The organism is Erwinia papayae (assembly GCF_058241465.1).
Genome location: NZ_JBZCHT010000009.1, coordinates 164354 through 188711, shown reverse-complemented (window position 1 = coordinate 188711; position 24358 = coordinate 164354). Strand labels below are relative to the sequence as shown.

Here is a 24358-nt window from a genome sequence, read left to right as displayed (position 1 = left end):
ATAAATTTCCCTCACAAATAACGGAGGGTTACCAAATGAAAACTATTTTTAAATTTGTCGTGTTGATCTCCCTGTCAGCATTCGCTGCCTTTAACGCAAATGCGGCGCACGGTGGCGGTGTTAAATCATATCCGAGCGAGCCAGGCTCTGGCTTTATTACACCATGCGACAGTACCCCTTACTGCACCAGTGATGAAGGTCTGAACTGATCACGCTGCCACGCTGATTAACTTGCAGAGTGCTTTTATAAATTATTTAGCTTTCAGGCCGGCGTTATTTCATCAGATAACCCGGCTTTTATTATTTTTAACCGCACCTGATATCTGTCTCAGGGGTATCTGCTCATTTGAAATGAGATTCACCAGACTTACGATAATCGTAATAATTATCACTCCCGCCTCAGCAATATAAAGCCAATATTTCATCCTGTCTTTTTACTCTCTTATTTTTACCCTGATGGTAATAAGAGCCTGTCCCACCGGGCGTTATTGTCGCAGCCAGTCTGGACACGGACAGCGCGCAGACAAATGCTGGTATTTGAACGCCCTTCAGGGCGACCCCGAAGGGGTGAGCAGAGCGAATAAACCGGAGCATACACGGATGAAATCTTTGTTTAATACGGCTTCAGTCAGGAATATAAAAAACAGTGTTGTGCCAGCCTTCACCAGAAAGTGGCGGGTGAAACAAAGGACGCGAACGGCCAATGCGTCCTCTGGCTGAGGCTGATATCAGATCACGCCTGGCGGTTAACGGCGTGGCCCTGTTCGCTGTTACGGCTGAGCCACAGCGACAGCGCCTTCAGGGAGTCATCGGTAAACTCATCACAGCGTGCGGTGATCTCTTCCGGCGTCATCCAGAAAATTTCATCCACCTCTTCTTCCTGCATGGCAAAAGGGCCATGCGAAACGCAGCTGAACAGTCCGCCCCAGACCCGACAGTGCTGATCTTCAAAATAGAAAACGCCGTGCTCAGCGAAAGGCACATCGGCTATGCCCAGCTCCTCTTCCGCTTCACGACGGGCTGACTCCAGCAAATCTTCACCGCTCTGCACTACGCCACCCGCTGTGGCATCCAGCATCCCCGGCATAAAATCTTTGATCGCCGTGCGCCGCTGAACCAGGATGTTCCCCATACCATCGTGCACCACAATATAGGTTGCACGATGGCGAAGGCACTGCGCCCGCATCTGTGCCCGGCTGGATTGTGCAATAACCTCGTTATCTTCATTAACGATGTCCACCCATTCCACGCCGCTGTCTTGCTCCACCATCCGTCACCCTTTTTCTGTTCTGGCGCATCAGCGCTGGTCTGTTTTTTTCCCGCACAGTGTGCCACGGGAAAGTGAAAAATTATAATCCCACAATGTCATTCAGCCAGGCTTCTGGAGGATTCCGCCAGCCACAGCTGCACGGAAGCGCGTTGCCACTGAAAATGTGCGTAGTTGGCCACAAATTCGGGTACCTCATCGCCATGTAATGCCAGGCGATTAATCATTATTGCCAGATCGGTATCGGCGATCGACCATTCACCAAACAGGTTCTGCTGGCCGGGTTTGAGCAGGCGGCTGACGGCGGCAAACAGATGTTCCGCTGCCTGCTGCCCTTGTGCGCTCAGGGGAGCAAAGCGTTCACCGGCAAACAATACCTCTGTTGGCCGCTCCTGACGAAGAGGCAGCAGATCACTGCGCAGCCAGGCCTGGAGTTCGCGGGCTCTGGCACGATTTTCTCCTTCACGCGGGTAGAGACGCTCAAATTCTGGTGCCGGGAAACGCTCCTCAAGATATTCAGTAATGGCAGAGGATTCTGACAGCATAAAATCATCCACCTGAAGCGTGGGTACCCGGCGGGTCAGCGAAATGTCGCGATAAGGCTGCGCAAGGTGCTGCTGACTCGTAAGATCAACGTACCTGAGAGAGAACGGCACGCCTTTCTCACTGAGAGCAACATAAACAGACATCACATACGGACTGAAAAAACAGGCATCTGACCAGAGCGTGATAGCGGGATAATTCATCCTGATTTCCTTAAAAGGCGGGGTTCATCTTGTTTACCCACTTTTTCAACAGAAGGCAATCTCTGTGCAACATGTTAATTACAATAGCGGCCTGAATCCGCGTAGCGCAGCTGAGTTATCGCTGCGGGTGCTCAGCTTTACCGCTTTTCCTGCCAACATATTCTAAGCTGAACGATAAAGCGTTGCGTTTTAACTTCACCGATTAAGGATTAAAAGGATGCACATTTTACTGACCGGCGGAACCGGCCTGATTGGCCGACATCTGATACCCCGACTGCTCCAGAGAGGCGCACAGGTCAGCGTGGTAACCCGCGATGTGGCGGGTGCTCGCCGCAAACTTGGCGAAGGGGTCAATCTGTGGTCAGGGCTGGATCAGCAGCGTGATTTAAACGCTGTCGATGCGGTAATCAACCTTGCGGGAGAGCCGATCGCAGACAAACGCTGGACAGAGCAACAAAAACAACGGCTTTGTCAGAGCCGCTGGCAGATTACCGGCAAGCTGGCAGCGCTGATCAATGCCAGTGAGACGCCACCGGCAGTGTTCATTTCCGGCTCAGCCAGCGGTTATTACGGCAACAGCGGCGATGGCGTGCTGACTGAAGAAGATGATGGTCATCAGGAGTTCACTCACCTGCTTTGCGCTGAATGGGAAGCGCGGGCGCGGGCGGCAGAAAGTGATCAAACCCGGGTTTGCCTGCTGCGTACCGGCGTGGTACTGGCAAAAGAAGGCGGTGCGCTTGGCAAAATGAAATTACCTTTTCGCCTGGGAGCGGGCGGTCCACTGGGCAATGGCAGGCAGTATATGCCGTGGATCCATCTTGATGACATGCTCAGTGCCATACTCTGGCTGCTGGACAATCCACATCTCAGCGGCCCTTTTAATATAGTGGCACCTTATGCGGTGCGTAATGAACAGTTTGCCGCGGCGCTGGGCCACGCCATGCACCGTCCGGCCTGGGTTCGCGTCCCCGCCAGCGCTGTCAGAGTGATGATGGGTGAGTCCTCAGTGCTGGTGCTGGGAGGTCAGCATCTGCTGCCGAAACGCCTGGAAGAGTCGGGCTTTGTTTTTCGCTGGTATCAACTGGATAAGGCGCTGGCCGATGTGGTTTAGCCCCGCAGAGGCGTCACCGTCTCCTCCGACGGAGGAGACGAACTTTACCACCTTCTGCACCAGGTAACCTGCATGCCCGGTGCGGCAGAGTAGCCAGCTCTGTTTGCAGAAAAGCTACTTCAGTGCGCCAGAGAGAAACTGTTGCAGACGTGGGCTTTTGGGATTGCTGAACAGTTCGTGTGGCGGCCCCTCTTCTTCAATTTTCCCCTGGTGCAGGAAAATCACATGGCTGGAGACGTGGCGGGCAAACTCCATTTCATGGGTCACCACCACCATGGTTTTGCCCTCTTCCGCCAGCTTCTGCATGATCTTCAGTACCTCACCCACCAGTTCAGGATCCAGGGCAGAGGTCGGCTCATCAAACAGCAACACTTCCGGCTCCATCGCCAGCGCTCTGGCGATAGAAACGCGCTGCTGCTGACCACCAGAGAGATTAACCGGATATTTAGCGCGAGCGCGTTCATCAATGCCCACTTTATCCAGATAGCGGATCGCCCGCTCCTGCGCCTCTGCCTTACTCAGTCCCAGTACCTAGATCGGGGCTTCCATCACGTTCTGCAATACCGTCATGTGGCTCCACAGATTGAAGTGCTGAAACACCATCGTCAGACTGGTACGCAGTTCACGTAGCTGCTCTTTATTCGACACCTTAAGCTGCCCGTCGGTATCACGCACCAGATTGATGGTCTGATTATTCACCGCAATAGTGCCTTCGCTGGGCTTTTCCAGGAAATTAATGCAGCGCAAAAAGGTGCTTTTCCCCGAACCGGATGAGCCGATAATGCTGATAACATCCCCGGCATTCGCCTGAAGAGAAACCCCTTTCAGTACCTCAAACTCGCCATAGCGTTTGTGCAGTTCCGTCACGCTTAATTTTTTTTCACTCATAATTTTGCTCAATGGGTTGATGAGGGTTTAACGTGCTTCAGCCAGCGTTTTTCCGCTTTGCGGAACAGACTAATCAACACAGTCGAGATAAGCAGATACAGTACGGCGGCGATACCGAAGGCGGTGAACGGCTGATAAGTCGCAGAGTTGATATCGCGCGCCACCTTCAGCAGATCGGGCACCGTGGCGGTGAACGCCAGCGCCGTCGAGTGCAGCATCAGGATCACTTCATTGCTGTATGCCGGCAGCGCAGTGCGCAGCGCCGAAGGCAGAATAATGCAGCGATACAGCTTGAAGGTGGAGAAGCCATAAGCCCGGGCGGCTTCAATTTCACCGTGTGGCACCGCGCGAATGGCTCCGGCAAATATTTCCGTTGTGTAGGCGCAGGTATTCAGCGTCAGAGCCAGCAGCGTACAGTTAAGTCCGCTGCGGAAAAAAGCGTTCAGCAGATCGTTTCCCTTCACCACTTCCAGCGTGTACATCCCCGAGTAGAACACCAGCAGTTGCACATAGAGCGGCGTGCCGCGAAAAATGTAAGTGAACAGCCAGACGGGAAAACGTACCGCCCTGAGGGGAGAAACCCGCGCCACCGCCAGCAGCACCGCCATGCAACCGCCCAGCGCAACGGAAATAATCAGCAACCACAGCGTAATGGCCACCCCGCTAAAACGATAGCCATCACTCCACAGCAGGGCTTTCCAGTACTCCTGTATAATCTCTGTCATAAATCAGCCCTTCTTACCCCAACCGAATAGCGACGGTTAAGCCACCACAGCACCCCATTGGAGAGCGTGGTGAAAATCAGATAAATAATGCCCGCCACAATCGCGAACCAGAAAGGCTGCCAGGTGCTTTTTCCAGCCAGTTGGGTGGCTTTTACCACATCTTCCAGCCCCAGCAGCGACACCAGCGCCGTGGCTTTCAGGATCACCTGCCAGTTATTGCCAATTCCCGGGAGCGCATAGCGCATCATCCCCGGAAACAGGATGCGGCGGAAAGTCTGGGAGGAGGTAAAACCAAAAGCGGTAGCCGCTTCAATCTGCCCCTTAGGAACAGCCATCCACGCACCACGGAAAGTTTCAGTAAAGTAAGCGCCGTAGATAAAACCGAGGGTGATAATCCCGGCCACCATCGGGTCAATATCAAACTGGGCGATGCCGAGCAGGTCGGTAAGAGCGTTGAGGGCAATTTGTAGCCCGTAAAAAATCAGCAGCATCAGCACCAGATCGGGAACGCCCCGAATCAGGGTGGTGTAGCCTGCAAAAATCCACGCCAGTGGCCGACGGCCAGAAAGCTTTCCGGCGGCACCAACTAACCCCAGTATCACCGCCAGTAACACCGAACTGAGCGCCAGCTCCAGCGTGACCAGCGCCCCTTTAAAAATGACTTCAGAATAGCCATACAGCATAAATATGTCCTGTCCCCTTAACTTCGCGTTTTATCCGCCCGGAGCGTACAAAACGGGGGCCGCCGTCCACGGGCAGGCCCCCCCTGACAGGTTTTTTAACCGCCGTATACGTCAAAGTCGAAATATTTTTTTGCCAGCTTCGCGTAGGTGCCATCTTTGCGCATGGCATCAAAAGCTTTATCGATCGCCGCTTTCAGTTCGGCGTCATCTTTGCGCATTCCCATACCGGTGCCCACGCCGAAGATTTTGTCATCTTTTACCGCAGGCCCCGCAAAGGCATAACCTTTACCGGCGGGTTGCTTCAGAAAACCTTCGCTGGCGGCAACTTCATCCTGGAATGCAGCATCAATACGCCCGGCGGCCAGATCCTGATAAACCAGATCCTGATTAGCATAAGGCGTGATGGTAATGCCCTGAGGACGCCAGTACTGATTGGCATAGGTTTCCTGCACGGTACCCTGTAACAGACCGATGGTTTTCCCCTTCAGCGATGCCACGTCCGGCAGAATTTTTGATCCCTTCGGCGCAATCAGACGAGAGTTAGCCGCATACAGTTTTTCCGAGAAGGCGATCTCCTGCTGGCGTTTTTCGGTGATCGACAGCGAAGAGATAATCGCGTCAATTTTTTTCGCTTTCAGCGACGGGATCAGCGCATCAAAATCACTTTCCACATAGGTGCATTTGGCCTGCATACGCTTACAGATTTCGTTCGCCAGATCGATATCAAAACCCACCAGCTGACCCTGCGCATTTTTTGATTCAAACGGCGCGTAGGTTGGATCGGTGCCAATACGAAGCGTTTTTGGCGCCGCAGCAAAGGCGCTGCTGCTTCCTGCCAGAGCCAGCAGCAGTGAAAAGGCCAGGACCTGCTTTTTCATAGATTCCCCTCAATTGTGGTTTTTATTATCAAATCGTGATGTGTGTATAGCGCCGTAGCAGCACATTTCATATGCAGCTTTCGTGCCACTTTTTTTACCCGCCTGCCCCATTTCAGCGCATCGGGGCAGCGGCTTATCTTGCCGGGCCCCTCGTCCAACAGGCGTGAGAATATATAGCAGGTTTCTGGTGATGAGGTGGCAAGCATGACGCATTATGGTGCACGCAATGCATGAAAAGCGATTCAGCAACGATTTATGCACCAATACGATGCAGGGGCATACCCTTTATGCACCCTGCCAGCGCGTGAAGAGATCGTTATCCAGCGTGATATCAAACTGGTCGAGAACACGGTTGACGGTCTGATCAACAATATCCATGACACTTTCAGGACGATGATAAAAAGCGGGCACCGGCGGCATGATCACCGCGCCCAGCTCGGCAGCCGCGGTCATCATCCTTAAGTGTCCCAGATGAAGGGGCGTTTCGCGCACGCACAGTACCAACCTGCGCCGCTCTTTCAGGGTCACGTCTGCCGCGCGGGTCAGCAGACCGTCACTGTAGCTGTGCACAATGCCGGAAAGGGTTTTCATTGAACAGGGAAGGATCGCCATACCGTGGGTTTTGAATGAGCCCGAAGAGATACTGGCGGCGATATCGCGTACATCATGAACCACATCGGCCAGCGCCTGCACCTCGCGTAGTGAGTAATGGCTCTCCAGCGCCAGCGTCTGTCGTGCCGCATGGCTCATCACCAGATGCGTCTCGATGTCAGCCACCTGCTGCAATATCTGCAGTGTACGGATACCGTAAATCACGCCGCTGGCACCGGAGATACCAATAATCAGTCGTTGCATTGTATTCCCTCGCTGTTTCTGTCCTGCCTGCAAAAGTAAAAGGGCCGGAATCACTTCCGGCCCATCATACCTGCTGCAACATCAGAGGGCATCAGCCTTCGTTATGCATTTCCAGATTTTCCACCTCGTTCTGACGCGCCAGGGCTTTGGCATCGTCATTGCGTAGTGACTGGAGATATTCCAGATATTGCTGATCCACGTCTTTGGTGACGTAAACGCCATTGAACACCGAGCATTCGAACTGAGCGATATCCGGATTTTCCTCGCGTACCGCCTCAATCAGATCATTGAGATCCTGGAAAATCAGCGCATCCGCGCCAATCAGCTGACGGATTTCTTCCACTTCGCGCCCGTGAGCAATCAGCTCGGTGGCGCTGGGCATATCAATGCCGTAAACGTTCGGGAAACGAATTTCCGGCGCGGCTGAAGCCAGATAGACTTTTTTCGCACCGGCTTCACGGGCCATTTCGATAATCTGTTCAGAAGTGGTGCCCCGCACAATAGAGTCATCCACCAGCAGAACGTTCTTATCGCGGAATTCAGCCCGATTGGCGTTCAGCTTACGGCGCACTGCGCTACGGCGCAGATGCTGACCCGGCATGATAAAGGTCCGGCCCACATAGCGATTTTTTACAAATCCCTGGCGGTAAGGCTTGTTGAGAATGCGGGCCATTTCCAGCGCGATATCGCAGGAGGTTTCCGGAATCGGGATCACCACGTCGATATCCAGATCTTCCCATTCACGAGCGATTTTCTGACCCAGTTTGGTGCCCATACGCACACGTGCGCTGTAGACAGAAATTTTATCGAGGAACGAATCCGGACGGGCAAAGTAAACGTATTCAAACAGACACGGATTGAATTTCGGGTTTTCAGCACACTGGCGGGTAAACAGCTGGCCTTTTTCCGTCACATATACCGCTTCGCCGGGAGCCACGTCACGCAGAAACTCAAAGCCCAATGTATCCAGCGCCACGCTTTCAGAAGCGACCATATATTCTGTGCGTCCATCGGCCATTGGACGTTTACCAATCACCAGCGGACGAATACCGTTTGGATCGCGAAAGGCGACCAGTCCGTGACCGATAATCATCGATACGCAGGCATAGGCACCGCGAACCTGCTGATGCATCGCCGCCACGGCGGCAAAAATGTTTTCTGCTTCCAGCGGGTAATGCTGAAACCTGTCCAGCTCAGCGGCGAAAATATTGAGCAGGATTTCGGAATCTGAGGTGGTGTTAACGTGGCGACGGCCACTCTCGAACAGCTGCTTACGCAGCTCATGGGCATTGGTCAGATTACCGTTATGCGCCAGAGTAATGCCGAAGGGTGAATTGACATAAAAAGGCTGCGCCTCAGAGGCACTGGAGCTGCCCGCTGTGGGATAACGAACATGGCCGATACCCATATTGCCCTGCATACGCTGCATGTGGCGGGCTTCAAAAACATCGCTAACCAGACCGTTCGCTTTGCGCAGGCGAAAGCAATTCAGGGCATCAATGGTCACAATGCCTGCGGCATCCTGGCCACGGTGTTGAAGCACCGTTAACGCATCATAAATCGACTGGTTGACCGGCATAAAACCGGCGATCCCGACAATACCGCACATGTGGTCATTTCCTCATTAAGCCGCAACCCCGACGTATTTATCGGGGCAAAAAACTCGACGTGCTTTTCAGGTAGTCAAAAAACCACCTGATGATGTAACTGAACTGGGGAACTAACTGGGACTGCTGCCAGTCAGGGCTTTTGGCAAAACCGGTGAATGTATCGAGGAAAAACAGAATGGCAGACACGATCAGTACGCCACGCAAGGCCCCGAAACAGACGCCAAGTACTCTGTCAGTCCCCGACAGGCCAGTCTTTTCAACCAGCGAACCAATCACATAGTTAACAATTGCCCCGACAATCAGCGTGGCAATAAATAACACCGCGATAGCAATGCCATTGCGAACCAGCTCGTCTTCAAAACCGGTGAACCAGACCGCAAGGAAGGAGTAGTAATGACTGGCGACAAAAAATGCGCAACCCCAGGTGACAAGGGATAATGCTTCCCGGACAAACCCACGGATCAGGCTGACCAGAGCCGAAAAACCAATAACCGCAATAATGACGTAATCTATCCAGATCATGAACTCTTCCAGCGACAGTGCTCCGCATCCAGTTCGGGGCGAATTCTAACAGAAAAAGAAAACGTTTGCGTAGGGTTTTCCTTTACCAGTTTAATTAAAAAGCGGCGCTGAAAAAATCAGCAAAAAGGCCCTGCCGGCACCCGCAACATGCCACCTGGCAGGCATCCGGGCAACTGGCTGATTTGCATCAGATAACCCGTTACCGCCACGTCGGTTACCGCCCGTACCTGACTGGCTGTAACCCGCGCCAAAAGGCGCAGGCTGTTACAGTAATAGTGGCTGACTACCAGAGTCAGCGTGCACTGTAAGGCTTAACCACACCACCAAGACCAGAAAGGCTTTTCAGCTCGGTCACCGCAGCCTGCATTTTCGCCTTCGAGGCATCCGGCCCGACGTAAATACGGGTTATTTCCCCCTGCACCGGCGTGGAAGGCACGGTGAAAGCCCGGTATCCCGAGAGTCGCAGTTTAGCGACGATCTCGCTCACTTTAGCGGCATTCTTCAGTGCGCCAAGTTGGACCATATAGGCCTGACCAGCTGGTGCGCGCTCCTCCACGGCAGCCGGAGCCTGCTGCGGTTCAACAGGTTCGGACCTGGGTGCCGTTTTAGGTTTTTCAACCGGTTTTTCGACCGCTTTGGCTGGGGCTTTGGTGGTTTCTGTTGGTCGGGATTTTTCCACCGGTTTGGCTTTTTCAACCGGCTTATGCTGCACCGGCTCTGACGGCTGCACCGGCGGTGGCGTAACCACGGCAGGCTGATTAGCCGACTGCGGCGTGGTTGAGCCGCTTTCAGCCTGCGAGGTGTTGCCGCCACTGTGTCCCTCTGCTGCCGTACCCGCACCTTCCGGTGGCTGAGCAGGTAGCGCCTGGGTCACCGGTGGCACACCGTCAGCCTCAAGCTGATCGCCAGGCCTTGGCACCAGCGGAATTGCTGCAAATTCTTCTTTGTAATGCTTTTTCTTACCGTCGAGTATCCCGGGCAGAATAATCACACCCAGTGCCACAATAACCACAGTCCCGACCAGTCGGTTCTGAAATTTACTTGCCACTACCACTCTCCGTTTCCAGCGTTTCCATGACCTGTGCAACCGTCAGGAAAGAGCCACACACCAGCACCACATCCTGCTCTGACGCCTGCTGACGCGCATGGATAAACGCGTTTGCAATATCAGCAAAAGCACGGGCGCCAGGCAGATGTGCAATCAACTCATCAGCGCTTGCTCCGCGGGGACCCGACAGGGGTGCGCAGTACCAGCTGTCCACGTGTGGCTTCAGGCAGGCCAGGGTTCCGGCAATGTCTTTATCGTGCAACATTCCCACCACCGCATGAACATTGCCGCCTTTGGTCAGCTCGCTCAGTCGTCCGGCAAGCCAGGCCGCCGCGTGCGGATTATGCGCCACATCAAGGATCACCCGGGGCGATTCAGTAACGACCTGGAAACGCCCCGGCAGTACGGCCTTGTCCAGCCACGAATAAATCACCGCCGGATCAACCTGCAGAGAGGACGCCCGCAGCGCCGCCAGCGCCGTTGCCGCATTGGGTAAAGGAATCTGAGGCAGCGGAAGCCCGTTCAGTTCGCCCTGCCCGTCACGGAAGGTCCAGTCATGCTCACCGACCGTATAAGACCAGTCGCGCCCGACTCTGCTCAACTGTGCGCCAACGGTGTCAGCCACCTCAGCAATGGTGGCAGGCATATCCGGCTCGCCGACCACCGCCGGTTTTCCGGCACGAAATATACCTGCCTTTTCACGACCAATGCTTTCGCGATCGGGGCCGAGGTAATCGGTATGATCCAACGCAATGCTGGTAATAACGGCAACATCAGCATCAACGATATTGGTTGCATCCAGTCGGCCACCCAGCCCCACTTCAAGGATCACCACGTCTAACGCAGCGCGTCTGAACAACCACAGTGCCGAAAGAGTACTGTACTCAAAATAGGTGAGTGAGGTTTCGCCACGTCCGCTTTCAATTTCTGCAAAAGAGGCGGTGTGTGCCGACTCTGCCAGTTCGTCGCCCTGAATACGCACCCGCTCGGTGTAGCGCAGAAGATGCGGCGAACTGTAAACACCCACCCGGTAACCGGCCGCCATCAGCAGCGTTTCAAGGGTGCGGCAGGTGGTACCTTTGCCATTGGTTCCGGCGACGGTAAACACCACCGGCGCAGGCTTCAGGAGTTCAAGCTGTTTTGCCACCTGCTGAATACGTGTCAGCCCAAGATCAATAGCCTGAGTATGCAGATTTTCGAGATAATGAAGCCACGTAACCAGGGACGACGTGGCTTGAGGAAGATTATCCATTTGCACAGTTCACAAGGTTGCGGTTCAAAGGAGAAAGGAGCGATTCGCTCCTTTTTGTCATCGATCAGGCCTCGTGGCTCTGAGGCGCTGCGTCAGTCATCACCTCTGGCAGGCTCTCTTCCTGAGGCTCAGGCAGATTCATCATTTTTGCCAGAACCCCGGCCAGTTTGAAACGCATGACCGGACGGCGCACGATCATATCAATCGCGCCCTTTTCAATCAGAAACTCACTGCGCTGAAAGCCTGGCGGCAGTTTTTCACGCACGGTTTGCTCAATAACTCGCGGTCCGGCAAAACCAATCAACGCTTTTGGTTCAGCAATGTTCAGATCGCCCAGCATGGCAAAACTGGCAGAGACGCCACCCATGGTAGGGTCCGTCAGTACGGAAATATAAGGCAGGCCGCGTTCCTGCATTTTTGCCAGTGCGGCGCTGGTTTTCGCCATCTGCATCAGCGACATCAGCGCTTCCTGCATACGGGCACCGCCGGAAGCAGAAAAGCAGATAAGCGGACAGTTATCTTCAAGCGCCTGTTCCACGGCACGAACAAAACGCGCACCGACCACCGATCCCATTGAACCGCCCATAAAGGAGAATTCAAAGGCCGCGGCGACCACAGGCATCGCATAAAGTGTGCCTTTCATGACGATTAAAGCGTCTTTTTCGTCAGTCTCTTTCTGCGCGCTGGCCAGGCGGTCTTTGTATTTTTTAGAGTCACGGAACTTGAGCAAATCTTTTGGCTCCAGCTCACTACCCAGTTCAACCAGTGAACCTTCATCCAGAAGGCTGTGCAGGCGTTCACGACCATGCATGCGCATGTGGTGATCACATTTCGGGCAGACTTCCAGATTGCGCTCCAGCTCGGCGCGGTAGAGCACCTGACCACAGCTATCGCACTTGGTCCACACCCCTTCCGGGATGCTGGCTTTGCGTGATGGGGAAATGGTGCTTTTGTTAAGAATTCGTTCAATCCAGCTCATAGGTAACTCTGCATCTGGTTAATCGTTATAAATCAACGATATAGCGCTGATTTTTGCGTGAGATTTGCCCGCTATTACAGCACATAACAACAAAGTCTGCCACACAATCATTGATCACGACCGGGATTGCAAACGGTGGTGAGTTGCTAAACCCTCGCTCTGTTGGCGATGTGCAGTGTCTGTGATTTGTTTTCAGGCACAGCCTGAATCCTTCACTGGTGCGCGGTACAACGCGGATGTTAATAACAGACAATCCTGCACCATCGCCTGAACGAAGAGCTGAAAAATGAAATTTCAGCTCTCTAATCATATAAACATAAATTTAAATTATGTCATGCCAGAACTGGCGCGATTAAAATGACGCAATAGAATATATTCAGACGTCAGGTAAGACATTAAATATTTGAGAAGGAGATGATATAAATTCATAATCGCAGAATAAGCCTTACGGGCAATTTCCTGTCCTGTAAAATTATACATAGCTTTTTACTCAGATAATCCAGCCTTAATATCTCCGCCGTTAGTCTTTTGGATTCCAGCTTTGTAAAACAATAAGACCAGCCTCAGGAGAAATATTTGCATAATGTCTGATATTTTCTGCTTCCGTGACAGGTTTACCATGGCTGAGGGTCGCACAGTCGAAAATTGAAGGCGCGATCGCTTTTGCCAGTGTATAGGTGTACAATCGCTACATGGCCTTTTTCCCACTTCGGTGTAAATATCAGCGATGATACGCATTGATGTTAAAAACCTTTCCTTTTCCTGATCGGACTTAAAACTGATACGCTCCATCACAAAGTCCCGTATACTCTCGCTGTCATGCTTTACACCCGGCTTCAATAAACGTAGCATTTCTGTTACGTTTATCTGCTTTTCAACTTTGCCCACATCAGCCAGGAGAATTTGCGAAAAAATATGCCCTTCATTTTTATCTTTCCCTGAGACTAAATGTTTGACAGTGTTGTAACCTAATGGCTTGCTCTTGATTTCACCTACTATTTTGGAATTTATCTGGACACGAAAAATCCCTTCCACATCATTTTTCTTTACTTTGCCCAGTAAACTTTCTCTTATAAAATCATAAGCCTTTTGTTATCTTCCTTGTTTTTTCGGCCCACATTTCTTTAGAACGCAAAGAGGGAATAAACCTCAATACCGTATTTTTCACCGAAACCAGACAGGATAACAACCGGGAACAGAAGCCACTTTTTTCTGTTTTGTCAGCTTTTTCAGTATTATTTAACGAATTAATATTTCTGATATCCCCAGGAATATATGTATCGTATGCTGATATAGAATTCATAATTCACCACCTTTATGATTAACAAATCACACCATAAACTTTTTATATTTTGAAAATATCAAATAACGAATTTTTAAACGTAAAAATCGATTTAATAAGAAATGGTGAAGAAAGTTAATCCTGCAACTGAAACGGTATCGGTGAGTTATTGTTAAACTAAAAAAGATAAGGCTGCTCAAACAGAACTGAGCAGCCAGCATACGAGCAGATTATCCCTGACGCCGTGCTGCACGACGATGGCGCACAATTTCAATCACGCCTGGCAGGATCGACACCAGAATAATTGCCACGATCAGGTAATGAATATTTTTCTGCACCGCAGGCAGGTTACCGAAGAAATAGCCGGCATAGGAAAACAGCACCACCCAGAGAATACCGCCGGTCACATTATACAGGGCAAAATGGCGATAGGACATTTTCCCCATACCGGCAACAAAAGGCGCAAAGGTACGGACAATAGGGACAAAACGGGCGAGGATAATGGTTTTACCACCGTGACGTTCATAGAATTGATGGGTTTTATCCAGGTAACTGCGACGGAATATTTTCGAATTTGGGTTGCTGAACAGTTTTTCCCCAAACAGGCGGCCAATCGTATAGTTGACCGCATCGCCAATGATGGCGGCGACGCAAAGTAATACCGCCATCAGATGAACATTCAGTGCACTATCAGGGATTGCCGCCAGCGCGCCGGCCACAAACAGCAGTGAGTCGCCGGGCAGAAAAGGGGTGACAATCAGCCCTGTTTCACAAAACAGGATCAGGAACAATATGGCATAAATCCAGACGCCGTACTGCGCGACCATCGCCTGCAAATGGACATCAATATGCAGAATAAAATCAATAACGGTGTGAATCAGTTCCATAGAAATTTCCTTGATACTCCAGGCCAGGTTAATCCGCGAGGAACAGAGGCCCCATCGGCGGACGTGGTAAATCATAATGTTCAGGATAATCAACCGCGACCAGAAACAAGCCTTCCGCTCTGGCGGTTGCCGCAGCCAGCGTGCGATCTTTCGCCGCCAGTAACTCTGCTATCCAGCTTTCCTGCTGATTTCCACAGCCTGTTTCCATCAGACTGCCAACAATATTTCGCACCATATGGTGCACAAAGGCATTGGCTTTAATATCTACCACCACGTAAGCGCCGTAACGGCTGACATTGAGATGCATCACGTTGCGCCAGGGCGTACGTGACTGACACTGTACGGCACGAAATGACGTAAAGTCGTTTTCCCCCAGCAGCGCCTGCCCTGCCCGCTGCATCTTCTCGACATCCAGCGGATGATAAAAATGCGTCACCCCGCCGTGCAGGATTGCCGGGCGCAGGCGCTGGTTATAGATGATGTAGCGGTAGCGCCGGGCGGTGGCGCTGAAGCGGGCATGAAAATCTCCCGGCACGGCTTTGACCCAACGCACCGCGATATCATCCGGCAGATTCGCATTTACCCCCAGCGTCCAGGCGGCATCCTTACGCTGTGAGGTGGTGTCAAAATGCACCACCTGCCCGGTGCCATGCACGCCGGCATCGGTGCGACCCGCGCAAAAAACGGTTACCGGATGATTGGCAACAGCAGACAGCGCTTTTTCCAGCTTTTCCTGCACGCTTCTGACTTCCTGCTGCCGCTGCCAGCCGTAGTAACGGCTGCCATCGTATTCAATACCCAGAGCCAGTCTGGTGGTCTGTGGCTCAGGAGTGGTTGAGGTCACCAGAAATACTCCTGCACCAGTTTCTCGGCGGTTTTCACTGCCATCAACGCACCGCCAAAGCGAACGTTATCGGCTACCGACCAGAATTGCAGCATCTCCGGGATGCCGTAGTCGTTGCGCAGGCAGCCAAGGCTGAGCTGGGTATTGCCTGACGCGTCTCCGACCTGCGTAGGATAATCGTCGTCCCCGGACAGGGCGATATCTTCGGCCTGCGACAGCACGTCCCTCGCTTCTTCTGCCGCCAGCGGACGCAAATTTTCCATATGCACAATTTGTGCGTTGCCGTAGAAAACCGGAGCCTGAACGGTACTGACCGCAATCGGCAATCCTTCATCCTGAAGTACTTTACGCACCTGATCGACCAGCCGACGCTCCTGCAACACGCTGCCTTCAGCATCGGGCAACAGCGGCAGCATATTAAAGGCCAGCTGGCGACCAAACCAGTTCTCTTCCGCAGGCAGACCATTAAGCAACCGCGCGCTTTCACCCGCCAGTGAATCCACCGCTGCTTTACCGTGCGACGATGCCGCTATCAGGCTGGTCACCTGCAAACGTCCCAGACCGGCTGTGTCGATCAGCGGTTTGATTGCACACAATAACTGGCTGGTCAGGCTGTCGGCGACGGTAATGATGTTGCGGTTCCGGTAGTCTGCCAGCACCTGCGGATTAACGTCCGGCACCACCAGCGGCACGTCCGGCTCCAGGGCGTAAAGATCGCTGGTATCGATCACCAGGCACCCGGCGCTGGCCGCTTCCTCTGCATAGCGCGCAGAGGCCTCGCGTCCGGCGGCAAAGAACGCCAGCTGCGCCTGCGACCAGTCGAAATCACGGGCATCACCAACCTGCAAGGTTCTGCCTTCAAAACGCAGGTTTTCACCTGCGCTGCGTTCACTGGCCAGTAAGTAAAGTTCCCCCACCGGGAACTGACGTTCAGCCAGCAGCTCCAGTACCGCTGCCCCTACTGCTCCTGTCGCACCCAGTAGCGCAATATTCCAGCCGTCAGACATGTTGGCTTACTCCAGACAATCACAAAAAAACATCAGGCGGTGACATCACCGCCCGGCAACAGATTATTTACCCCACCTTATGGCAACCTTAGGAAGCCCGGCGAGATAATCTTAAAAGGCCATCCTGACTCAGCGAGCTGGCTGAAAAACAGCGTTAAAACCCAGTTTTATCAGCATTGTGGCAGCCTGCTCTGAATCACAAAGCACTTGTAACGAAGACCATTCACGCCGCTCCTGATAGTGCTTACGCAGGCGGTCAAATTCTCCAGGAAGCGCAGCAACTTTGCGCAACGCGGCATCATCGCGGCGCACATCATACACCAGATGAACCAGCCTTTTCAGCGCAGACTGATCAAGCTCACCGTGAAGCGTCACGCTGGCAAACTCTGGCGCAGGCAGCAGCGTATCCAGCGCTATCTGCTGCGGTTGTTTGAGAAAGGCGCACCAGGCTTCGAAGACCTGGGTAGTTCCGCGCGCTTTGCCCTCCAGCGTATAGCCCGCAATGTGCGCCGTCGCCACATCTACCTTCTGCAACAGCGGCAGGGAAAGTTCCGGCTCTGGCTCCCAGACGTCCAGCACTACACTCAGGTCGTCGCGCTGCTGCATCACCGTCAGCAACGCCGCGTTGTCCACCACCGCTCCCCGGCAGGCATTTATCAGAATAGTTCCCGGTTTAAGCGCCCGGAGCAACGCCTCGTCGGCCAGATGCCAGCTCGGCCAGCGCCCCTCTCTGAACAACGGCGTGTGGAACGTCAGAATATCGGCCTCCGCCACCAGCGCAGAGAGCGGCAGAAAATCCTCTTCGTCACCGCGTTCAGCACGCGGGGGATCGCAGAGCAGTGTACGGATCCCCAGCGCCTGCAAGCGCTTATGCAACCGGCCGCCAACGTTACCCACGCCGACAATCCCCACGGTACGATCCTGTAGCCGGAAGCTGTCGCGCTCTGCCAGCATCAGCAAAGCGGAAAACACATACTCCACCACCGCAATCGCGTTACAGCCCGGCGCGGCGGAGAAAGCAATGCCCTGTTCGTCCAGCCATGCCTCATCAATATGATCCGTGCCGGCCGTGGCCGTCCCGACAAACCTGACCGGTTTATCACTGAGCAATGCTGCATTAACCGGGGTGACGGAGCGTACCATCAGCGCATCAGCATCATGCAGCTCCGCCTGCGGCACCGGACGGCCAGGCACCGCCAGTACCTTTCCGGTACGGCTGAACAGCTCACGGGCGTAAGGCATATTTTCATCGACGAGAATTTTTAGCTCTTTTTTTACATCAGGCACAGTTAACCTCCGGTGGGCACAACGCCCGCAAGACCTGAAACAGATTTAAAATAAAACCTTATAAAACATAAAAATAAACTTATCACATCCGGAAAGAGCCTGAAAACGCAGGTATCTGCTCATTCTGTTCTGCCGAAATAACCCAATGCGCAATCATACCTGCACCACCCCATTCAGGCAGAGGCCGGATAAAATATTTCCCCCGGGCACCTCCGCCCACTACCTAACACCGGGTGGGATTGTTATCATAGTGTTTCACTCTTTTTCCGGCGCGCCCCGGATGTTAACCGATGAGTTAAGGATTTTGCCATGCAACCGCTTAGTGGCCCTGGTGCGCCGATCCCCGGCGATCGTACAACGGTCGATGTCAGGCCCGGTACTCTGCCAACCGGCCCCGGAGAGCAGCCGCTTTCACCCGCTCAGCGCACCACGCTGGAGAGGCTGATAGTCAAAATCATGGCGCTCAGTTCACTGAAATCCGTGGAGTTATGGGCTGGCCTGCGTCATGAAGTGGGAGTGAAAAATGACGAGGGTCTGCTCTCGCGCCATTTCCCCGCCGCTGAACAGTTTCTTCACACCCGCCTTGCGCAGGTGCAGAATACCCATGCCACCCGCCAGTTGTTTCAACAGTTAACCGATCTGCTGCCCCAGGGCAATAACCGACAGGCGGTCAGTGATTTCATTCGTCAACAGTTCGGTCATACGGTGCTCAGTTCGCTCAATCCTGACCAGTTGCGTCAGGTGTTGACCATGTTGCAGAACGGTCAGATGGCTATCCCGCAGCCGCAACAGAACCATATTACCGATCGCACTCTGCTGCCAGCCGAACATCACACCCTGAATCAGCAGGTGGCAAAACTGGCTGCTGCCACCGGAGAACAGCCGGTAAAACTGTGGGCGTCAGTGTTGAAAATGGTCAACCTGCATCATGGCGATCCGATCCCTTCCCGGGTCTTTCCTCTGCTGACACAGTATCTGCAAATAAGCCATACGCTGAATCAGCACACTGCGCCAACCCTGCCATTGCTGCTCTCTGCCCTGAAGGTTCCGCCGGATCACGCAGAACAAAAAATGCTGGAAGACGCCAGCCAGCAACGCTTCCAGCTGCCACCGCAGGCGGTATTGACCACTGCCCAGGCTCAGGATCTGATCAACCTGCTGTTTGCCCGTCGTGCGGAAAAATTGCGCGAACAACCCGTGGCCGACAGCGAAATCAATCCGCAGCCAATTGTTGCGCCACTCTGGGCCTGGGTGCCGCCGGACCTGCGCCCGCTGGTCAACCGTCCGGCTTTTACCGTTTTTGCCGCCGTGTTAGTGCTTATTTTTCTGCTGTGGGTTTTTCTGTGAAACTCTTGCCGGTCATGCTTTCAGGCTAGTTTCACCCGCAGAATCCGGCTTTTCATCTGTAAACAGGGTTGCGACTTAACAGCGGCAAATTAACCGCACCGGCATCATCGTAACTGACGGAGGAAATTCCGGCATATTGCCGCACCATCACCACCATTTTCTGTTGCCGGGACGCCAGCATTTTATGGTTCAGGCCATTAAAGCCAAACAGGATCACCCCATCAACATGCCGTTGTGCCAGCATTTTCAACTGGCTGGTCACCAGTTGCGGATCAAACTGGCTCTCCATGACGATGGGATCGGAACCCTGCTGATAAAACAGGGGCAACATGGTGCGCACAGCCTGATTCTCGGCCGACGAATCCAGACGGGTAACAATAATGCCAACCACTTTATCGCTTTTTCCCCGCATGGCACGGGCCGAACGGGAAGGCATAAACGCCTGTTGCTGAATGACGGACTCTACCTTTTCGCGGGTTTTCTGACTGACGCCTTCTTCGCCATTCAGCACCCGGGAAACGGTGGATTTCCCCACCCCGCTCATTTGCGCAATATCCTTAATGGTCAGACGATTTTGCATATCTCAGTACTGGTTTAACGATCTGCGGCGAGAGGATCTTCTCTGGCCGGATTTTTACAGGATGTCAGGGCGCGACTGTTTAATCAGACGTGGTCACTCACCAGATGCAACAGGCTTCTGCCTGCCACGCAACATTAACATTTTGCTGCCAGTGATAAGACAGGGATGCCGGGCCAACTCGGCGTAATCACTGAAAGAATTTAAAAAAGGAGTGGAAGAGTCTGGCTGCTGATAAGAAATACACGGGGGAAAAAAGCGTCAGAAAAGGGGGCAGGAACTGCCCCCCGGATAGGATCAGTTGAGCTTACGCATCACCAGCGTGGCGTTAGTCCCACCAAAACCGAAGCTGTTAGACATAACGGTTTTCAGCGGCTGGTTAACGGGTTTAGTGACGATATTCAGCCCCTGTGCTGCCGGGTCGAGCTCGTCGATATTAATGCTTGGTGCGATAAAACCGTGCTCCAGCATTAACAGTGAATAGATCGCTTCCTGTACGCCAGCGGCACCCAGTGAGTGGCCGGTCATCGCTTTGGTAGCCGACATCGCCGGAGAGTTATCACCAAACACTTCACGGATAGCCCCCAGCTCTTTCACATCGCCGACCGGCGTCGAAGTGCCGTGGGTATTAAGGTAATCGATTGGCGTGTCCACATCCTGCATCGCCATCCGCATACAGCGCATAGCGCCTTCACCGGATGGGGCGACCATATCGGCTCCGTCGGAGGTTGCGCCGTAGCCCACCACTTCGGCATAGATATGTGCGCCACGCGCCAGCGCATGTTCCAGCTCTTCCACCACCACCATGCCGCCGCCGCCAGCAATAACAAAACCATCGCGGCCGGCATCATAGGTGCGCGAAGCTTTATGCGGGGTGTCGTTGAATTTAGTCGAGAGTGCTCCCATCGCATCAAACTCACAGGACATTTCCCAGCACAGCTCTTCACCGCCACCGGCAAAAACCACATCCTGTTTGCCCAACTGGATCTGCTCTACCGCATTACCGATGCAGTGGGCGGAAGTGGCACAGGCCGAGCTGATGGAGTAGTTAACACCGTGAATTTTGAACGGTGTGGCGAGGCAGGCGGAAACGCCGGAGGCCATCGCTTTCGTCACCATATAGGGTCCCACGCCGCGCAGACCTTTTGCCCGCATACCATCGACGCTGGCCGCCTGAAAGAACGGCGAACCACCGCCTGAACCGGCCACCAGGCCAACACGGGGATTATTCTGATACTGCTCAGCGGTCAGGCCGGAATCTTTTACCGCTTCGAGCATAGAAATATAGGCATAAACGGATGCATCACTCATAAAACGCAGAATTTTGCGGTCAATGAGGCCGGAGATTTCGTCTTTAGACAGTTTGACGTTACCCCAGACGTGACTACGCATGCCGGAATCTTTCAGCTCCTGAGAGAAGGTAATGCCGGAATGTCCTTCACGCAGAGATGCGAGAACTTCCTGCTGGTTATTACCAATGCTGGAAACGATCCCCAGGCCAGTAATCACTGCTCGTTTCATTCAATACCTCATTCACTACTTACATTAGGATTCGACAGGCACTTTAGCTTACAGTTGTAAGCCGAACAAGCCCGATCAGCGGTTAACTTTTGTAAATTTGCGTGGGCCGCCTCACACCGTTACAATCGCGCCACCGCCTGATAAATGAGCATCTGCTGTGGAAAATAGCCCGATAAAACATGCCGAACTGCACTGGAATGAACAGGGTACACCTGTATCCCGAACCTTTGACGATATTTACTTCTCCAGTGATAACGGCCCGCAGGAGACACATTATGTCTTTATTGACGGCAATGATTTACCCAATCGGTTTGTACAACATCCACGCGATCTGTTTATTGTGGCCGAGACCGGCTTCGGCACCGGACTCAACTTTCTTACCTTGTGGCAAAACTTCGAACAGTTCCGCCAGTCGCAGCCGGGTGCCAGGTTACAACGTTTACATGTCATCAGCTGTGAGAAATATCCGTTAACGCTCGATGATCTCACCCTCGCCCACGCCAGCTGGCCGCAGCTGGCTAAATTTTCAGCAGCATTGCGCGAACAATGGCCGGCTGCTCTGCCCGGCTGTCATCGTCTGCTGTTGCAGGGGGGGCAGATAACCTTGGACCTGTGGTTTGGCGATATTAATCAGTTGATTCACACTTTTGATGACAGCCTGCATCAGCAGGTGGATGCCTGGTTTCTTGACGGCTTTTCACCGGCGAACAACCCGGATATGTGGACAGCAGAATTATTCAACTGCATGGCAAAACTTTCCCGCGAAGGTGGGACGCTCGCGACCTTTACGTCGGCAGGCTTTGTGCGCCGCGGATTGCAGGAAGCGGGATTCACCCTGGCAAAACGCAAAGGTTTTGGCATCAAGCGTGAAATGCTGACCGGCGTACTGAGCAAAGCCATCAGGCACCCCGTTCTGGCCCCCTGGTATGCCAGAGCGGCAGCCTCAGAAGATAATATCGCCATTATCGGCGGCGGTATTTCCGGGATACTGCTGGCGCTGGCACTGCTACGGCGTGGTAAAAAAGTGACGCTTTATTGTGCCGATGGCGCGGCGGCTGAAGGGGCTTCAGGTAATCGTCAGGGGGCACTTTATCCCTTACTTAATCATCACGACCCGGCGCTGGCCCGTTTTTTCCCCGCTGCGTTTACCTTTGCCCGACGCATGTATGACCAGCTCAACGTCAGCTTCGATCACCAGTGGTGTGGCGTCACTCAGCTTGGCTGGGATGAAAAAAGCCGCAATAAAATCGCCGGAATGGCGGCGATGGCCCTGCCGGAGGACGTCGCCCGTCTGGTCAGCCAGCAGCAAGCCGAGGTGCTGTGTGGTGTGACAACCGGTTGCGGCGGCATCACCTACCCGACAGGCGGCTGGCTGTCTCCCGGTCAGCTCACACCGGCACTGCACAAGCGGGCAGAAGAGTTGGGGTTACGGCTGAACTGGCATCATCGGCTGAGCAGTCTCACCGCCACACCAGGCGGCTGGCAGCTGCATTTTGCCGCCAGCCCGACGCAAACACATCAGAATGTGGTGCTGGCAACCGGCCATGCGCTGACCTCATTTATCCAGAGTGAAAAACTGCCGACCTACGCGGTAAGTGGTCAGGTCAGCCACATCCCCACCACGGCGGAACTGGGTAAATTGCGGCAGGTGCTCTGTTATGACGGCTACCTGACACCGGTTAATCCGGCTAACCAGCATCACTGCATTGGCGCCAGCTATCATCGCGGCGACAGCTCGACCACTTATCGTGAAGACGATCAGCAGGCAAACCGGCAACGGCTGGCAGACTGCCTGCCAGAGGCGGACTGGCCGCGAGAAGTTGACGTCAGCGATGGCAGTGCGCGTTGCGGCGTACGCTGCGCCACGCGCGATCATCTGCCGATGGCTGGTCCCCTGCCCGACTACCAGCAAACGCTGGAACAGTATGCCACGCTGTCAGAAAACCGGGAGGATGCGGTGACGGCCCCCGTTTACCCGGGGCTGTTTGTGCTGGGGGCGCTGGGTTCAAGAGGATTATGCAGCGCGCCACTGGCGGCAGAAGTGCTGGCGGCGCAGCTTTGTGGCGAACCGATCCCGCTGGATCGCCACACGCTGGCTGCACTGCATCCCAACCGTTACTGGGTGAGAAAATTACTGAAAGGCAGAGCGGTTTTGTCCGCGCCCACGGCGACTCAGACTGGCTGACGCGCCTGAAGGAACAGGTTGTCCCACATCCCAATCACCAGCGCCTGATCGCGCGGTGACAGTTCGCCCGCCTGGATGGCATTTTGCAGACTGTTCTGCACCTGGATCTGTAGCGCTTCCGGCGTATGTTCGCCGGCCTGTTCGATCTCTGCCACCGCCAGCGTCAGGTGCCCACGTAGATAACCGCTGGCAAACAGCTCATCGTCACTGGCACTTTCCACCATATCGTCGATCAGAGCGAGGATGCGCGCTTCAAATTCGTCAATCATACCGTTCCTTATCGGATGCATCCCTGAGGTCACAAATCTTCCGGCCACGGAAACTGTGCCGCACTCAGTGGAGGAGTTGAATAATAGTTACCCAGTTCAGCGATAAAGCGGGCGGGCCTTTCTGGCACGCCGTTTTCCAGCTGTAACATAACCTGGGCGTGTACCTTGCGCTGAAATGCAATGCGATCCGGCTCACAATCACCGCTGAGATTGTCACAACTCACGTTGAAGGGAAACCCCGCAGCCACACAAAACATCCATTCCAGCGCCTGAGGCCTGATTTCCACCTTTTCAAACTCACTCTGCGTGAGGGCATCTCGCCCGTCCGGACAGTACCAGTAGCCAAAATCAATCTGCTTACGACGCTCGGCACCGGCGATACACCAGTGGGAGATCTCATGCAGCGCACTGGCATAGTAACCGTGCGCAAAAACCAAACGGTGGTAATCCACCGCATCATCGGCAGGAAGATAGATGGGTTCGTCATCGCCTTTTATCAGGCGCGTCTGAAAATCGTCAAAAAAACAGCGATCGAAAATCTCAATCAACTGTGGGTAGTGATGTGTGGAAGGCATGGTCATTCGCTCA

Annotated in this window: 24 protein-coding genes and 2 pseudogenes; 4 read left to right on the top strand and 22 right to left on the bottom strand. The window is 53.7% G+C overall.

Annotated features, from left to right (window positions below):
• The first annotated feature begins 35 nt into the window (after positions 1-35).
• Positions 36-209 (top strand): hypothetical protein, encoded by a 174-nt coding sequence (locus AC3RPL_RS05750; RefSeq protein ID WP_490739266.1) that lies wholly within the window; start codon positions 36-38, stop codon positions 207-209.
• Positions 210-733: 524 nt separating this feature from the next.
• Here AC3RPL_RS05750 and yfcD read toward each other — a convergent pair.
• Complete coding sequence (yfcD, locus tag AC3RPL_RS05745; RefSeq protein ID WP_261640098.1) at positions 734-1270, bottom strand: NUDIX hydrolase YfcD; 537 nt, start codon at positions 1268-1270, stop codon at positions 734-736.
• Between the two features lie 95 nt (positions 1271-1365).
• Positions 1366-2013: a glutathione transferase gene (gene yfcF, locus AC3RPL_RS05740; RefSeq protein ID WP_490739265.1), complete on the bottom strand. Its 648-nt coding sequence runs from the start codon at positions 2011-2013 to the stop codon at positions 1366-1368.
• 217 nt (positions 2014-2230) lie between these two features.
• On the opposite strand from yfcF, the gene AC3RPL_RS05735 reads away from it, so the two are divergent.
• Positions 2231-3124: a TIGR01777 family oxidoreductase gene (locus AC3RPL_RS05735; protein ID WP_490739264.1), complete on the top strand. Its 894-nt coding sequence runs from the start codon at positions 2231-2233 to the stop codon at positions 3122-3124.
• 114 nt (positions 3125-3238) lie between these two features.
• Here AC3RPL_RS05735 and hisP read toward each other — a convergent pair.
• From hisP to pdxB, 16 genes and pseudogenes are all read right to left on the bottom strand, one after another.
• Positions 3239-4012: pseudogene (gene hisP, locus AC3RPL_RS05730) on the bottom strand (histidine ABC transporter ATP-binding protein HisP).
• A gap of 8 nt (positions 4013-4020) precedes the next feature.
• Positions 4021-4737, bottom strand: coding sequence for an ABC transporter permease (locus AC3RPL_RS05725; RefSeq protein WP_034938144.1), 717 nt, complete (start codon positions 4735-4737; stop codon positions 4021-4023).
• Positions 4734-5420, bottom strand: a complete 687-nt coding sequence (locus AC3RPL_RS05720; protein WP_490739263.1) for a histidine ABC transporter permease HisQ — start codon at positions 5418-5420, stop codon at positions 4734-4736. The genes AC3RPL_RS05725 and AC3RPL_RS05720 overlap by 4 nt, the downstream gene beginning before the upstream one ends.
• Before the next feature lie 95 nt (positions 5421-5515).
• A complete protein-coding gene (gene argT, locus AC3RPL_RS05715; RefSeq protein WP_261640093.1) occupies positions 5516-6298 on the bottom strand; it encodes a lysine/arginine/ornithine ABC transporter substrate-binding protein ArgT in 783 nt (260 codons plus the stop codon).
• 285 nt (positions 6299-6583) lie between these two features.
• Complete coding sequence (locus AC3RPL_RS05710) at positions 6584-7186, bottom strand: UbiX family flavin prenyltransferase (RefSeq protein ID WP_490740637.1); 603 nt, start codon at positions 7184-7186, stop codon at positions 6584-6586.
• Between the two features lie 58 nt (positions 7187-7244).
• A complete protein-coding gene (gene purF / locus AC3RPL_RS05705) occupies positions 7245-8762 on the bottom strand; it encodes an amidophosphoribosyltransferase (protein ID WP_034938152.1) in 1518 nt (505 codons plus the stop codon).
• Positions 8763-8799: 37 nt separating this feature from the next.
• Positions 8800-9285 carry a colicin V production protein gene (cvpA, locus tag AC3RPL_RS05700; protein WP_034938153.1) on the bottom strand — a complete coding sequence of 162 codons (486 nt, stop codon included), beginning with the start codon at positions 9283-9285 and terminating at the stop codon, positions 8800-8802.
• Positions 9286-9577: 292 nt separating this feature from the next.
• On the bottom strand, positions 9578-10333 hold the full coding sequence (dedD, locus tag AC3RPL_RS05695) for a cell division protein DedD (RefSeq protein WP_490739262.1): 756 nt from the start codon (positions 10331-10333) through the stop codon (positions 9578-9580).
• Positions 10323-11585 carry a bifunctional tetrahydrofolate synthase/dihydrofolate synthase gene (gene folC / locus AC3RPL_RS05690; RefSeq protein ID WP_490739261.1) on the bottom strand — a complete coding sequence of 421 codons (1263 nt, stop codon included), beginning with the start codon at positions 11583-11585 and terminating at the stop codon, positions 10323-10325. Before folC ends, dedD begins: the two co-directional genes overlap by 11 nt.
• 64 nt (positions 11586-11649) lie before the next feature.
• Complete coding sequence (gene accD / locus AC3RPL_RS05685; RefSeq protein WP_034938158.1) at positions 11650-12564, bottom strand: acetyl-CoA carboxylase, carboxyltransferase subunit beta; 915 nt, start codon at positions 12562-12564, stop codon at positions 11650-11652.
• 486 nt (positions 12565-13050) lie between these two features.
• Positions 13051-13599 (bottom strand): hypothetical protein, encoded by a 549-nt coding sequence (locus tag AC3RPL_RS05680; protein ID WP_490739260.1) that lies wholly within the window; start codon positions 13597-13599, stop codon positions 13051-13053.
• Positions 13600-13642: 43 nt separating this feature from the next.
• The gene (locus AC3RPL_RS05675) at positions 13643-13867 is read right to left on the bottom strand and encodes a hypothetical protein (RefSeq protein ID WP_490739259.1); all 225 of its coding nucleotides are present in this window, start codon (positions 13865-13867) and stop codon (positions 13643-13645) included.
• A gap of 209 nt (positions 13868-14076) precedes the next feature.
• Positions 14077-14733, bottom strand: a complete 657-nt coding sequence (locus AC3RPL_RS05670) for a DedA family protein (RefSeq protein WP_034938162.1) — start codon at positions 14731-14733, stop codon at positions 14077-14079.
• Positions 14734-14761: 28 nt separating this feature from the next.
• Positions 14762-15577, bottom strand: coding sequence for a tRNA pseudouridine(38-40) synthase TruA (gene truA, locus AC3RPL_RS05665; protein ID WP_490739258.1), 816 nt, complete (start codon positions 15575-15577; stop codon positions 14762-14764).
• Positions 15574-16584 carry an aspartate-semialdehyde dehydrogenase gene (locus AC3RPL_RS05660; RefSeq protein ID WP_490739257.1) on the bottom strand — a complete coding sequence of 337 codons (1011 nt, stop codon included), beginning with the start codon at positions 16582-16584 and terminating at the stop codon, positions 15574-15576. Before AC3RPL_RS05660 ends, truA begins: the two co-directional genes overlap by 4 nt.
• A gap of 129 nt (positions 16585-16713) precedes the next feature.
• Entirely contained in the window at positions 16714-17871 is a 1158-nt protein-coding gene (gene pdxB / locus AC3RPL_RS05655; RefSeq protein WP_490739256.1) for a 4-phosphoerythronate dehydrogenase PdxB, read from the bottom strand.
• 309 nt (positions 17872-18180) lie between these two features.
• On the opposite strand from pdxB, the gene flk reads away from it, so the two are divergent.
• Entirely contained in the window at positions 18181-19218 is a 1038-nt protein-coding gene (gene flk, locus AC3RPL_RS05650; RefSeq protein ID WP_490739255.1) for a flagella biosynthesis regulator Flk, read from the top strand.
• A gap of 85 nt (positions 19219-19303) precedes the next feature.
• On the opposite strand, the pseudogene AC3RPL_RS05645 reads toward flk, so the two are convergent.
• Both AC3RPL_RS05645 and fabB read right to left on the bottom strand, forming a co-directional pair.
• Positions 19304-19798: pseudogene (locus AC3RPL_RS05645) on the bottom strand (LacI family DNA-binding transcriptional regulator); the annotation flags it as partial.
• A 294-nt stretch (positions 19799-20092) separates the two neighbouring features.
• Positions 20093-21316, bottom strand: coding sequence for a beta-ketoacyl-ACP synthase I (gene fabB / locus AC3RPL_RS05640; protein WP_490739254.1), 1224 nt, complete (start codon positions 21314-21316; stop codon positions 20093-20095).
• 157 nt (positions 21317-21473) lie between these two features.
• Between fabB and mnmC the strand changes: the two genes are divergently transcribed.
• A complete protein-coding gene (gene mnmC / locus AC3RPL_RS05635; RefSeq protein WP_490739253.1) occupies positions 21474-23501 on the top strand; it encodes a bifunctional tRNA (5-methylaminomethyl-2-thiouridine)(34)-methyltransferase MnmC2/FAD-dependent 5-carboxymethylaminomethyl-2-thiouridine(34) oxidoreductase MnmC1 in 2028 nt (675 codons plus the stop codon).
• Here mnmC and AC3RPL_RS05630 read toward each other — a convergent pair.
• Both AC3RPL_RS05630 and AC3RPL_RS05625 read right to left on the bottom strand, forming a co-directional pair.
• Positions 23489-23770, bottom strand: coding sequence for a YfcL family protein (locus AC3RPL_RS05630; RefSeq protein WP_034938189.1), 282 nt, complete (start codon positions 23768-23770; stop codon positions 23489-23491). The genes mnmC and AC3RPL_RS05630 overlap by 13 nt on opposite strands.
• A 29-nt stretch (positions 23771-23799) precedes the next feature.
• Positions 23800-24345 (bottom strand): elongation factor P hydroxylase, encoded by a 546-nt coding sequence (locus AC3RPL_RS05625; protein ID WP_490740636.1) that lies wholly within the window; start codon positions 24343-24345, stop codon positions 23800-23802.
• Positions 24346-24358: the final 13 nt, after the last annotated feature.